The organism is Nocardioides sp. WG-D5 (genome assembly GCF_054031175.1).
The window spans coordinates 4,627,746-4,640,599 of sequence record NZ_CM132928.1; the positions used below are offsets into that span (position 1 = coordinate 4,627,746).

At 69.8% G+C, this 12,854-nt stretch carries 10 protein-coding genes; 7 read left to right on the forward strand and 3 right to left on the reverse strand.

The window, feature by feature from the left end; translation table 11 throughout:
* The first annotated feature begins 10 nt into the window (after positions 1 to 10).
* Positions 11 to 1,405, forward strand: coding sequence for a trigger factor (gene tig / locus ACWZJV_RS22460; protein WP_008358575.1), 1,395 nt, complete (start codon positions 11 to 13; stop codon positions 1,403 to 1,405).
* Positions 1,406 to 1,464: 59 nt separating this feature from the next.
* Here the strand turns inward: tig and ACWZJV_RS22465 are convergent, their stop codons facing one another.
* Positions 1,465 to 2,220 (reverse strand): hypothetical protein, encoded by a 756-nt coding sequence (locus ACWZJV_RS22465; protein WP_457178793.1) that lies wholly within the window; start codon positions 2,218 to 2,220, stop codon positions 1,465 to 1,467.
* A gap of 209 nt (positions 2,221 to 2,429) precedes the next feature.
* On the opposite strand from ACWZJV_RS22465, the gene ACWZJV_RS22470 reads away from it, so the two are divergent.
* The 5 genes from ACWZJV_RS22470 to ACWZJV_RS22490 all read left to right on the forward strand — a co-directional run bounded on the left by ACWZJV_RS22470 (position 2,430) and on the right by ACWZJV_RS22490 (position 7,196).
* The gene (locus ACWZJV_RS22470) at positions 2,430 to 3,416 is read left to right on the forward strand and encodes a hypothetical protein (RefSeq protein ID WP_040755271.1); all 987 of its coding nucleotides are present in this window, start codon (positions 2,430 to 2,432) and stop codon (positions 3,414 to 3,416) included.
* Positions 3,417 to 3,505: 89 nt separating this feature from the next.
* Positions 3,506 to 4,168: an ATP-dependent Clp protease proteolytic subunit gene (locus ACWZJV_RS22475; RefSeq protein WP_143055042.1), complete on the forward strand. Its 663-nt coding sequence runs from the start codon at positions 3,506 to 3,508 to the stop codon at positions 4,166 to 4,168.
* A gap of 4 nt (positions 4,169 to 4,172) precedes the next feature.
* Positions 4,173 to 4,778, forward strand: coding sequence for an ATP-dependent Clp protease proteolytic subunit (locus tag ACWZJV_RS22480; RefSeq protein ID WP_008358568.1), 606 nt, complete (start codon positions 4,173 to 4,175; stop codon positions 4,776 to 4,778).
* Positions 4,779 to 4,878: 100 nt separating this feature from the next.
* A complete protein-coding gene (gene clpX, locus ACWZJV_RS22485) occupies positions 4,879 to 6,171 on the forward strand; it encodes an ATP-dependent Clp protease ATP-binding subunit ClpX (protein WP_008358566.1) in 1,293 nt (430 codons plus the stop codon).
* Positions 6,172 to 6,287: 116 nt separating this feature from the next.
* Entirely contained in the window at positions 6,288 to 7,196 is a 909-nt protein-coding gene (locus tag ACWZJV_RS22490; RefSeq protein ID WP_457178796.1) for a hypothetical protein, read from the forward strand.
* A gap of 147 nt (positions 7,197 to 7,343) precedes the next feature.
* On the opposite strand, the gene valS is transcribed toward ACWZJV_RS22490, so the two are convergent.
* Positions 7,344 to 9,974 carry a valine--tRNA ligase gene (gene valS, locus ACWZJV_RS22495; protein ID WP_457178798.1) on the reverse strand — a complete coding sequence of 877 codons (2,631 nt, stop codon included), beginning with the start codon at positions 9,972 to 9,974 and terminating at the stop codon, positions 7,344 to 7,346.
* Between the two features lie 80 nt (positions 9,975 to 10,054).
* On the opposite strand from valS, the gene ACWZJV_RS22500 reads away from it, so the two are divergent.
* Positions 10,055 to 10,945: a GNAT family N-acetyltransferase gene (locus ACWZJV_RS22500; protein WP_457178800.1), complete on the forward strand. Its 891-nt coding sequence runs from the start codon at positions 10,055 to 10,057 to the stop codon at positions 10,943 to 10,945.
* On the opposite strand, the gene ACWZJV_RS22505 is transcribed toward ACWZJV_RS22500, so the two are convergent.
* Entirely contained in the window at positions 10,932 to 12,800 is a 1,869-nt protein-coding gene (locus tag ACWZJV_RS22505; RefSeq protein ID WP_457178802.1) for a M48 family metallopeptidase, read from the reverse strand. The genes ACWZJV_RS22500 and ACWZJV_RS22505 overlap by 14 nt on opposite strands.
* Between the last annotated feature and the right edge of the window lie 54 nt (positions 12,801 to 12,854).

Here is a 12,854-nt window from a genome sequence, read left to right on the forward strand (position 1 = left end):
GAGACACCCTGTGAAGAGCGCCGTCGAGACGTTGAGCCCGACCCGGGCCAAGCTGACCGTCGAGGTGCCCTTCGAGGAGCTCAAGCCGAGCCTCGACGCGGCGTACAAGCAGATCGCCCAGCAGATCAACGTCCCCGGCTTCCGCCGTGGCAAGGTCCCGCCCCAGGTGATCGACAAGCAGGTCGGCCGCGGTGCGGTGCTCTCCGAGGCGGTCAACAACGTCCTCCCGCAGAAGTACTTCGACGCCCTCCAGGAGAACTCGCTCGAGCCGCTCGCGCAGCCCGAGATCGAGGTCACCAAGCTTGAGGACAACGAGGCGCTGGAGTTCACCGCCGAGGTCGACGTCAAGCCCGAGATCACGCTGCCCGACTACGAGGGCATCGAGGCCAAGGTCGAGGACATCGAGCTCACCGACGCTGACGTCGAGGAGCAGATCCAGGCGATGCGCGAGCGCTTCGGCACCCTCAAGGACGTCGAGCGCCCCGCCGCCGACGGTGACTTCGTGGTCATCGACCTGAAGGCCACCAAGGACGGCGAGGACGTCGACGGCGCCGAGGCCGTCGGGATGAGCTACCAGGTCGGCAAGGGCGGCATGCTGGACGGCCTCGACGAGGCCATCACCGGCCTCTCGGCAGGCGAGTCCAAGGACTTCAAGAGCACCCTCGTCGGCGGTGAGCTGATCGGCCAGGAGGTCGACGTCAACGTCACCGTCAACCAGGTGCAGGAGCAGGAGCTCCCGGCGTACGACGACGACTTCGCCCAGCTCGCCAGCGAGTTCGACACCGTCAAGGAGCTCGAGGAGGACGTCCGCGGCCGCCTCGGCAACGGCAAGCGCCTCGAGCAGGCCGCTGCCGCCCGTGACGCCGTGCTGGAGGCGCTCCTGGAGAAGGTCGAGGTGCCGCTGCCCGAGACCATCGTGACCGAGGAGCTCAACGCCCGCCGCCAGGGCATCGAGCAGCAGCTCGGCTTCGCCGGCCTGACCTTCGACAAGTACCTCGAGGACGAGGGTCAGACGATCGAGGAGTTCGAGGCCGACCTCGAGCGCCGCGTCCGTGACGCCGTCGCCGCTCAGCTGATCCTCGACCAGATCGCCAAGGAGAAGGAGATCGGGGTCGAGCAGCAGGAGCTGACCGAGCACATGATGCGCCGCGCGCAGCAGTCCGGCCAGGACCCGCAGGAGTTCGTCAACCACATGCTCGAGCACAACCACGTGCCCGAGCTGGTCCAGGAGATCCTGCGCGGCAAGGCGCTGGCCCAGCTGGTCGAGGCCGCCAAGGTCACCGACGAGTCCGGCAACCACGTCGAGCTGAAGAACCTCCGTCCCGACGGCACCATCGGCGAGGACGAGCCCGAGGCCGAGGCGACCGACGAGGTCTCCGAGGAGACCGAGAAGGCCGACGCCTGATCAGCCCCAGACGTACGCCGCCCCTGCCCGAACCGGGCAGGGGCGGTTTCGTTGTTGCGCTACTGCGCGTCGAAGTTGTCGGTCGGATCGCCGGAGACCTCCAGGTGCTTGGCCGCACAGTCGGTCCTCGACAGCCCCTGCTCGACACACCACTCCAGCGCGGGCGCGGAGGTGTCGCTGGGAGAGGGCACGACGACGGCGTACATCCCCGGCTTCACGTACGAGCTCGGCCACTCGCCGGTGTCGAGGAGCAGCACGTCGGGGTGGTCGGCCTTGATCTCCTGGTAGCGGCTCAGCGCCCTGTGCCAGTCGGGGTCGCCGCCGTCGCCGGCGCCGACGGCAGCGAGCTGCGGGATCCAGGTGCCGATGAGCTTGCTGGCGGCCTCGGTGTCGAGCCGGGAGATGCGGAGCAGCTGGTCCTCCGGGGGCGCGTCCGGGTCCACGGAGGGCTCGGTCGACGGGGTGGTGCCGGTCGGGCTGGGAGACGGGTCCGCCTCGGACAGGGTCGCGCCCGGCCCGTCCTTGCCGAAGACGAAGCCGAGGACGCCGGCGACGATCACCAGCACGGCGATCATCAGCAGGATCGGCGCGGTGCGACCGTTGCCTCGGGTCGGAGCCGGTGGCGGATCCTCACCGAAGAAGAACATGCGCGTGCTGCGGGGGACGGCCGTCTCGTCGCCGATCTCGTCCACGAAGAGCGGACGGTGCTGCTCCGGAGGAGCCAGGAGCGGGGCACCGCAGGCGATGCAGTAGATGGCCCCGGGCAGCACCGGATCGGCGCACGACGGGCAGCGTGACTCGTTCTCCTCGCTCACGGACCGACACCCCCTTCCCCATCCGACGGTAACCCGCGAAGACCGCCATCGTCACGCAACACCAGTAACAACAGCATCACGGACACCATACGCGCGAGTGAACGCAAACGTACGGGATGCGGGTACGGGCATGTGATCTGAGACACAGGGACGACGTTCGGATGGCACAGCTGGACGCATCGCCGGTGTGGAAGCCCTACGCTTCCAGGGTGACCTCCAGTCCCGAGACCGTCCGAGCCGTGGTCCTCAACGTCGAGGACGTTCCGGTGGACCCCGAAGCCGCGGAGCAGCTCGACCGTGGCCAGGGCAAGGTGGCCGGCCTCGTCGGCCTGGCCAAGCTCGCCTGGCGCATCACCGCCTTCGCCCGGCGCCCGTTCGCGGCGCCCTTCGCGCTGGCGGCGCCGATCGTCCGTGGCGTCGTCAACACCGACTCCGGGCCCGCCGTCTCCGTCCGTCACGAGGGCCGGATGGTCAGCCCGCAGGAGTGGGCGGCCGCTCAGCGGCAGACCGGGACGAATCCTCGTGTCCTCGTCCTGGTCCCGCCGGCGGGCAAGGACGAGAGCGTCTGGGTCGAGGGCTCCCGGTCCACCGGCGCGACGTACGCCGAGCGGCTCGCCGAGCTGCTCGGCTGGATGCCGCTGCACATGCACGTCACGGCCGGCAGCACGTCGGTGCCCGCCGCGGTGGCGCTCAGCAGCCGGATCCAGGAGTGCGTCGACGCCCTCCCCGGCACACCGCGCATCGTCCTGGTCGGCTACGCGGGCGGCGGGCTGATCGCCCGCAACGCGCTCGGGGTGGCCACCTCCGGGGCCCGGCCGTGGACGACGTACGTCTCCGAGCTGATCGCCCTCGGCACGACCCCCTACGCAGTCACCTCCGCCCCGATCTCGGGTGGCGTCGGCAAGCAGATCGACGAGCACCTCGCCGGGATCGCCGTCGTCGGGGCCGACGAGGCGATGCTGCCGCCGCGACCTGACGTCGACTATCTGCTGGTCACCGACAACGCCACCTCGCGGCCCAACCGGGTGGGGCGTCTCTTCGGGGAGATGCTGTGGTGGCGGCACAAGACGCCGCTGCGGTCGCGACGGGTGCGCGACCTGTTCCCGACCGCGGAGCGCTTCACGCTCTCGACCGCGGAGACGCCGTTGTCGAACCACCCGGCGGTCCACGACGCCCTGCTGCGCTGGCTGGCCTGAGCCCAGGTCGAGCGAATACGCCGTCGGCGAACATTGGCACACCAGCCGTGGAACAACTGGCTGTGGCGGCTAGTGTCGATCCTGTGAACATCGACTCCAGCGCGGCTGACGCTCACGCCGGTGCCCCAGGGCTCTCCCCGAGCCTGGGCGGCAACGGCGGCGGTCTGAGCCTTCTCGACGACAACATCTACAACCGACTGCTGCGGGAGCGCATCGTCTTCCTCGGCTCCGAGGTCCGCGACCAGAACGCCAACGCGATCTGCGCGCAGCTCCTGCTGCTCTCCGCGGAGGACCCCGAGGCCGACATCTTCCTTCACATCAACTCGCCCGGTGGCTCCGTGGATGCCGGTATGGCCATCTACGACACGATGAACTACATCCCCAACGACGTGGCCACCGTCGGCATGGGTCTGGCCGCCTCGATGGGCCAGTTCCTGCTCTGCGCCGGTGCGAAGGGCAAGCGCTACGCGCTGCCCCACGCGCGGATCATGATGCACCAGCCCTCCTCGGGCATGGGCGGTTCGGCCTCCGACATCAAGATCCAGGCCCAGCAGTCCCTGCACATCAAGAAGGTGCTGCTGGAGCTGATCAGCGAGCACACCGGCCAGAGCGTCGAGCAGGTCACGGTCGACGCCGACCGTGACCGCTGGTTCACCGCGGCCGAGGCGCTCGACTACGGCCTGGTCGACCAGGTCATCAAGAGCGCGAAGGAAGCCTCCGACGAGGGCCGCCCCGCCCACAAGAAGGACTGAGGACATGAACTACTACATCCCGCAGTGGGAGGAGCGTACGTCGTACGGCGTCCGCCGGATCGACCCCTACGCCAAGCTCTTCGAGGACCGGATCATCTACCTGGGCACGCCGATCAGCGACGACGTCGCCAACGCGGTCATCGCCCAGCTGCTCTGCCTGCAGTCGATGAACCCGGACCAGGACATCTCGATCTACATCAACAGCCCGGGTGGCTCGTTCACGGCCTGCACCGCGATCTACGACACGATGCAGTTCATCAAGCCGGACGTGCAGACCGTCTGCATCGGTCAGGCCGCCTCGGCCGCCGCGATCCTGCTCGGCGCGGGCGCCAAGGGGAAGCGGATGGCGCTGCCCAACAGCCGCATCCTGATCCACCAGCCCTACACCGAGGGCACCTTCGGCCAGACCTCCGACATCGAGATCCAGGCCAACGAGATCCTGCGGATGCGTGAGCTGCTCGAGAAGATGATCGCCGACCACAGCGGCAAGTCGATGGACGAGGTCAGCCACGACATCGAGCGCGACAAGATCCTCACCGCCGCGCAGGCGGTGGAGTACGGCCTGATCGACTCGGTGCTCGAGTCGCTCAAGACGCCGGCGCTCGTTTGACCCTCGGGCCCCGCGCCGCTCCCACATCGAAGGCGCGGCGCGGGGTACCGTCAGTAACTATTCGGACCTAGCAGCACAAGTCGGGGAAGGAAGGCCACTCGTGGCACGCATCGGCGACGGAGGTGACCTGCTGAAGTGCTCCTTCTGCGGGAAGAGCCAGAAGCAGGTCAAGAAGCTCATCGCGGGTCCCGGCGTCTACATCTGCGACGAGTGCATCGACCTCTGCAACGAGATCATCGAGGAGGAGCTCAACGAGGGCTCCGAGGTGGAGATCGCCGACCTCCCCAAGCCGAAGGAGATCTTCGACTTCCTCAACTCCTACGTCATCGGCCAGGAGCAGGCCAAGAAGTCGCTCGCGGTGGCGGTCTACAACCACTACAAGCGCGTCCAGGCCGGCCTGCAGCCCGGTGGCCCGCAGGGCCCCGGCAAGCACGCCAAGGAGGAGCAGGTCGAGGTCGCCAAGTCCAACATCTTGGTGATCGGCCCGACCGGATGCGGCAAGACCTACCTGGCGCAGACGCTGGCGCGGATGCTCAACGTCCCGTTCGCGATCGCGGACGCCACCGCGCTGACCGAGGCGGGCTACGTCGGTGAGGACGTCGAGAACATCCTCCTCAAGCTGATCCAGGCCGCCGACTACGACGTCAAGAAGGCCGAGACCGGCATCATCTACATCGACGAGATCGACAAGGTGGCCCGCAAGGCGGAGAACCCCTCGATCACGCGCGACGTCTCCGGTGAGGGCGTGCAGCAGGCGCTGCTGAAGATCATCGAGGGCACCACCGCCTCGGTACCGCCGCAGGGTGGCCGCAAGCACCCGCACCAGGAGTTCATCCAGATCGACACCACCAACATCCTCTTCGTGGTGGGTGGCGCCTTCGCCGGTCTGGAGCACATCATCGAGCAGCGGGTCGGCAAGAAGACCCTCGGCTTCACCGCCGAGGTGCGCGGCAAGGCCGAGAAGGAGTCCGAGGACCTCCTGAAGCTCGTCCGCCCCGAGGACCTCACCAAGTTCGGTCTGATCCCCGAGTTCATCGGCCGGCTGCCGCTGATCGCGAGTGTCGAGAAGCTCGACCAGGCGGCGCTGGTGAAGATCCTGACCGAGCCGCGCAACGCGCTGGTGAAGCAGTACCAGAAGCTCTTCGACCTCGACGGCGTCGACCTCGAGTTCACCGACGACGCGGTCACCGCGATCGCCGACAAGGCCCTCGAGCGCGGCACCGGTGCCCGAGGCCTGCGGGCGATCATCGAGGAGGTCCTCCTCTACGTGATGTACGACGTGCCCTCCCGCGGCGACGTCGGCAAGGTGATCGTCACCCGCGAGGTGGTCGAGGACGGCGAGATGCCGACTCTCGTGCCGCGCGAGAAGGAGACCAAGAAGAAGTCGGCCTAGTCCGTTTGGGTCATTTTCCCCGTCCGGGTCGGTATCGGCCCGGACGGTCGGACACAATACGCACTGATGATCGTCTGTACCTTTCCAGCTCCGTCACTCGGTAGGGAAGTGGGCACGTGAGGTTCCAGAGGGGCCCGGTGATGGCCTACGCCGCCGTGGTGCTCATCGGCCTGCTCGTGGTCGTCCAGACCCTCAGCCCGGACATCTCGGCGCTGCACCGGGTGCCGCGTACGCTCTCGGGCCAGGCCGACTTCACCGTGATCTCGCCCGCCCCGGACCCCGACGTCTCCGGGGTCTCGACGATCCCGAGCACGGCGGCGGAGGCGGACCGCGGTGACCAGGACTCCGCCGAGCCGGACCAGCAGGGTGACCAGAAGCCGGACGACAAGCCGTCCGCGCCCGCTGAACAGCCCGACGCACCGTCCTCCGAGGAGCCGACAGCACCCGCCGACCCCGGCGAGGACGAGGGCGATGCGACGCCCCCCACGCTGGTGCCGTCCGTGGGCCCGATCCCGGGCATCATGGCTCCGCTGCTGTGGCCGTTCGTGGCCGAGGAGGACGCCAGGCCCGTCGACGAGGCCGTGCCGATGTTCCTGCGCCAGCTGATCGCGGCCGACGCCGGCGTCCCGGTCGAGGACCTTCCGCTGGAAGAGCCCAAGAAGGACCAGGAGCGCGACGAGGCGACCGAGGAGACGAAGGATCCCGCCAAGGAGCCGGAGACGCGCAAGTCGGAGGTCGAGCAGATCGCCGAAGACGCCTGTGAGCTCACCGCCGCGATCGCCGAGGACGTGAAGACGCTCCCGGGAGCGAGCGAGGGTCCGGAGCCGGAGGCCACGCCGGAGTGCGGTGAGGCGTGCGCTGAGCCGAAGAGCCCGGTAGGGTCGTCGCCCGCAGCCGACCCCGAGGCCAGCACCGACTCCACCGAGCCGTCCGACGCAGCGACGACGGAGGCACCGGAGCCGGAGCACGAGCCGAAGGAAGGCAGCAACGACGACAAGGCTTGCGCCGAGAAGTCGGTGCTGTAGGGATCACTCCGATGGCGACCCGCACCACGCCGGAGTGACCGGCCGAGCGAGTCCCCCCGGACGCTGGGCTGGAGTGAGGGACGGAGCAGGCCCCGGACCGCATCGCGGTCCGGGGCCTGCTCCGTCGTTCGGGCGCCGCGCTGAGGCTCAGGCCTCCTCGGAAACCTCGGCCAGCTCGGCGGTGACGGTGATCTCGGTGGCGTTCTCGTCGACGGTGAAGAACAGGTCGCCGACGATGTTGCCGACGCGCTTGAGGTCCGCGGCGGCGGCCTCCGCGTCCTTGACCAGCTTGGCGGGGCCGGTGACCTCGGCCTTGGCCAGCGGGTGGCGCATCTTGACCTTGGCGGTCGACTTCGCGCCGCGGATCCCGGTCAGGGTCGCCGCGACCGCGTCGAGCGCCGCCGGGTCGGCGGCGGCAGCGGTGCCGAGCTCGAGCTCACGCGGCCACGAGGACGTGTGGATCGAACCGGTCTGCCACCACGACCAGACCTCCTCGGTGACGTACGGGAGGAACGGGGCGAGCAGGCGCAGCTGGACGTGGAGAGCCGTGGCCAGGGTCGCGCGGGCCGACTCGGTGGCGAGGCCGCCGTTCTCGTCGTAGGCCCGCTCCTTGACCAGCTCGAGGTAGTCGTCGCAGAACTCCCAGAAGAACTTCTCCGAGGTCTCCAGGGCCGTGGAGTAGTCGTAGGCCGTGAACGCGTCGGTCGCCTTGGTGATCGTCTCCTTGAGGCGCGCCATCAGCGCGCAGTCGACCGGCTGGGTGATCGCGACCGGGTTGAGCGTGGCCGCGCCGACGTTGCCGAGGACGAACTTGGAGGCGTTGAGGATCTTCATCGCCAGCCGGCGGCCGACCTTCATCTGGGTCTCGTCGAAGGGCGAGTCCATTCCCGGGCGGGTCAGCGCGGCGCGCCAGCGAACCGCGTCGGCGCCGAACTTGTCGAGGATCTCGGTCGGGACGACGACGTTGCCCTTCGACTTCGACATCTTCTTGCGGTCGGGGTCGAGGATCCAGCCGGCGATCATCGCGTGGCTCCACGGGACGGTGCCGTCCTCGAGGTGGGCGCGGACGATGCGGCCGAAGAGCCAGGTGCGGATGATCTCGTGGCTCTGGGTGCACAGGTCCATCGGGTAGACCCGGCTGAACAGGTCGGGGTCGGCCTCCCAGCCGCCGGCGATCTGCGGGGTCAGCGACGAGGTCGCCCAGGTGTCCATCACGTCCGGGTCACCCTGGAAGCCGCCGGGCTTGCCGCGCTGCGCCTCCTCATAGCCGGCCGGGACGTCCGTGGACGGGTCGATCGGCAGCTGGTCCTCGCTCGGCAGCAGCGGCTTGTCGTAGTCGGGGTTGCCCTCGTCGTCGAGCGCGTACCAGACCGGGAACGGGATGCCGAAGAAGCGCTGGCGCGAGATCAGCCAGTCGCCGTTGAGGCCGCCGACCCAGTTGTCGTAGCGGTGGCGCATGTGCTCGGGCAGCCAGGAGAGCTCGCCGCCGCGGGCCAGCAGCTGCTCGCGCAGCTCGGGGTTGCGGCCACCGTTGGTGATGTACCACTGCCGGCTGGCGACGATCTCGAGGGGCTTGTCGCCGCGCTCGTAGAAGTTGGCCATCCGCTGGGTCTTCTTCGGCTCACCGTCGAGGTCACCGGACTCGCGGATCATCGCGACGACGGCCTCGCGAGCCGAGTGGACGGTCTTGCCCTTCAGGTCCTCGTACGCCGCGATCCCGGCCTCGGTGGTGATCCACTCGGGGGTCTCGCGGGCGAAGCGGCCGTCGCGGCCGATCAGCGCACGGGCGGGGAGGTTGAGCTCGCGCCACCACTGGACGTCGGTGAGGTCACCCCAGGTGCAGCACATCGCGATGCCGGCGCCCTTGTCCATCTCCGCGGCCTCGTGGGCCAGGACGGGGATCTCGACGCCGAAGATCGGGCTGGTGACGGTGCTCCCGAAGAGGTCCTTGTAGCGGTCGTCGTCGGGGTGCGCGATCAGCGCGACGACGCTCGGGATCAGCTCGGGGCGGGTCGTCTCGATGTGGACGGGGGTGCCGTCGGCCTTGTGGAAGGCGACGCGGTGGAAGAAGCCGGGGTAGTCCTTGGCCTCCAGCTCGGCCTGGGCGACCGCGGTCTGGAAGGTGACGTCCCACAGGGTCGGCGCCTCCTGCAGGTAGGCCTCGCCGCGGGCCAGGTTGCGCAGGAACGCCTTCTGCGAGGCGGTCTGGGAGACCTTGCCGATGGTCGTGTACTGCTGGTCCCAGTCGAAGGAGAGACCCAACGTGCGCCACAGGTCCTCGAAGACCTTCTCGTCCTCGACGACCAGCTGGTTGCACAGCTCGACGAAGTTGGGCCGGCTGATGGAGATCTGCCGCTTCGGGTCCGGCCTCGTAGGCGGGGTGAAGTCGGGGTCGTACGGCAGGCTCGGGTCGCAGCGGACGCCGAAGTAGTTCTGGACCCGGCGCTCGGTCGGCAGGCCGTTGTCGTCCCAGCCAATCGGGTAGAAGACCGACTTGCCGTTCATCCGCTGGAAGCGGGCGATCAGGTCGGGGTGGGTGTAGGAGAAGACGTGGCCGACGTGCAGGCTGCCGGAGACGGTCGGCGGCGGGGTGTCGATCGAGTAGACGTTCTCCCGCGGCTGCGTGCGGTCGAAGGCGTAGGTCTTCTCGTTCTTCCACCGCTCGGCCCACTTGGCCTCCAGGCCCTCGAGGACCGGCTTGTCCGGTACGGCGACTACGCGCTGCTCAGCGGGCGTATTCGTCTCCGGTGCGGTCTTCGTGGGCGTGGTCTCAGTCATGGGACCAAATCCTATGGGCGCACGGTTCGTGGCGCGAAACCCGGTTGAGGCCGGTGTCGCGCACTCGCCATGCTTCGGTCATGAGCCCGGCCGTGCCACGTATCGACTTCTACGAGGATCCTGCTGCCTTCCTGGACGCCGCGGGCGGCTACCTGGCCGCCGACCCGGTGGTCGTGAGCGTGGTCGCGACCGTGGCCGAGCGCGCCGCGCGGCGAGGACCGGAGGGGCATCCGTACGAGTGGTGGGCGACCGCGAGCCTGGATGGCCGGGTCGTCGGGGTCGCGATGCGTACGGCTCCGTTCGCGCCCTACCCGCTCTTCGTCTGCCCGATGCCGGACGAGGCCGCGGTCGAGCTGGCCCGGGCGCTGCACGCGCGCGGTGAGCACCCGGGCGGTGCCAACGGCTCGCTGCCGGCGTCCCGCATCGTCGCCGAGGAGTCGGCCAGACTGTGGGGCGGCACGGTCGAGGGCGCGCTGGAGGCGAGGCTGTGGGAGCTCGCCGAGCTGGCGGTGCCGTCCGGTGTCCTGGGGAGGCCGCGGAAGGCGACGTACGCCGACGTGGAGGTGTGCCTGGAGTGGTTCAACGACTTCGGGCGGGCCGCGCGTGAGCAGGCCGGCAACGCCGACCGGGCGCAGGCCGAGGAGCACCACGACGCCGACGACATCCGCAAGCGGATCGACGAGGGCCGGATCCTGCTGTGGGAGCTCGACGGCGAGGTCGTGCACCTCACCGGTTTCAACGCTCCTGCGTTCGGGGTCGCCAGGATCGGCCCTGTCTACACCCCGAAGGCGCACCAGGGGCATGGCTACGCCAGCGCCGCGGTGGCCGAGGTGAGCCGGCAGCTGCTGGCCGCCGGCGCGCGGGTCGCGCTCTACACGGACAAGGACAACCCGGTCTCCAACCACGTCTACGCCAAGATCGGCTTCCGCCCGCTCGTCGACTCGGCCAACCACACGCTCAGTCGACGGTGAAGCGGCGCCCGAGGTAGTGGTCGACGGCGGGCCAGATGTGGCCCTCCGCCTCAGCGGCGTCGGTCCAGCGCAGCGACCAGCCGGTGCCGCCGGCGATGGTGATGTCGGCCGAGCGGCGGCCGCTGCTGCCGTGCTTGAGGTGCAGGGCACGGATCTGGTCCCAGGGCACGAACGAGGCGTTGGCGGTGGCGGCGAGCTCGGCGGGCGGCCGGTCCAGCGCCCGCTGGATCAGCTTCCTGCCGGGTGAGCCGGACGTCACCGAGGCCAGGCCGGTGGCGAGGCGGTCGGAGCTCGAGGGCTTGACCAGCATCAGGCCGGAGTCGGTCACCAGCAGCGTACGGAAGCCGTCGCCGGAGACCGGTGCCAGGGCGCCGATCCAGCCGTCGGGCGCCGGCGCCTGGGCGGGGGAGTCGTCGGGCTGCGCCTGGGCCTCGGTCTCGGCCGTCGCGTCGAGCTGGTGCACCCAGGCGCGCAGCGCGGCGGCGTAGCCGGGGGAGCCGAGGGCCTCGTAGGCGAGCTCCTCGGGGTCGACCTCCTGGCCCGCGATGTCGACCAGGCGCCACGGGCCCGCCCAGCTGAGCTCGTAACGGGCCTTGTCCTCGTCGACGAGCTCGTGGGCGATCGCGGCGCCGAGAAGGCGGGCGATGACCCTCCGCTTCGCCTCGCCGGCCGGGCCGGCCGGGCCGCCGGTCTGCTCGGCACCCGTGGGCTCGACCTCGACCAGGTCCAGCAGGCGGTCGAGGTCGCCGGCGGCGATCAGGTCGAGGGCGCCGCGGACGGTGGCCGGCTCGATCTGGTTCTCCTGCATGGCGTTGAGGAGGGTCTCGGCGTCGTACGCCGCGGCGCGGGCGCCGGCGACGGTGACGATCTCGGCCATCGGGGCCGGCGTCAGGCCAGAGCCGGCGAAGGTCTTGTCCTCGAGCGCGAGGAAGGACTGCTGCGGGTAGCGCAGGATGCTGGTGGCGTTGCCCGACTTGTCCGTGCCGTCAGCGATGGTGGGGTCGCCTTCGTTCGCGGCGGCCATCGCCTCCAGCCGCTCGATCCGCTCCGTCAGCGGCGGGTGCGAGTCGTAGGCCGACAGCTTGGCCTCGGGCGGTGCCGCACTGATCCGGGACAGCTCCTGGAGGCGCTCAGGGTCGCTCATCAGGTTGGTGAAGTTGTCGAAGAAGCGCGTCGGGCGCAGGCCGTAGTGGGTGCCGGCCTCGACGTACTGCTCCAGGTAGATGTGCCAGGCGGCATCCAGCGCCGGCAGGGTGCGCAGCGTGACGGCCGCGGTCCGCGGCCCGGCCACCTGCGCGCTGAGCCGGTCGGCGTCGATCTCGTGGGCGTGCGCGAGCGGGCGGGTGAGGGCGAAGAAGATCCGGGCGTACGTCCGGAAGGGCCGCTTCACCAGCGGGTTCGACAGGCCGGCGGCGACCTCGGCGATCGCCAGGCGGCTGCGGTGGATGAGGGCGCCGAGCCGGGTGTGGGTGGTGCTGTGGTGGCCCAGCTCGTGGGCGAGCACCGCGTGGAGCTGGTTGCGGGAGAGGCCCTGGAGGAGAGGTACGCCGAGGAACATCCGCCGGGTCCCAGTCCTGAGCCCGAGGAGGCTGGTCTCCTCGCTGACCGCCGCGTTGACGTCCGGGACCAGGCGGATCTCGTCGGGTGCGCGGGTCCCGGCGGCGGCGGCCAGCTGGCGGACCTCCGCCCACAGCCCCGGCTGCTCGTGCTCGGTGAGGAGGAGCCCGCCGGGATCGGTCGAGGTCCTGGTGCGGGGCTGCCGAGGCGCCACCTGCTGGCCGACCAGGACGAAGGCAGCCAGGACGTAGGCACCGGCCAGGAGCGAGACCGCGAGAGCAGCCCGGAGCGTACGCATGAATGGTGGACCTTGTGGGGGGATGGGGTTGAGTCCGAGATCAGTGGGAGGGTA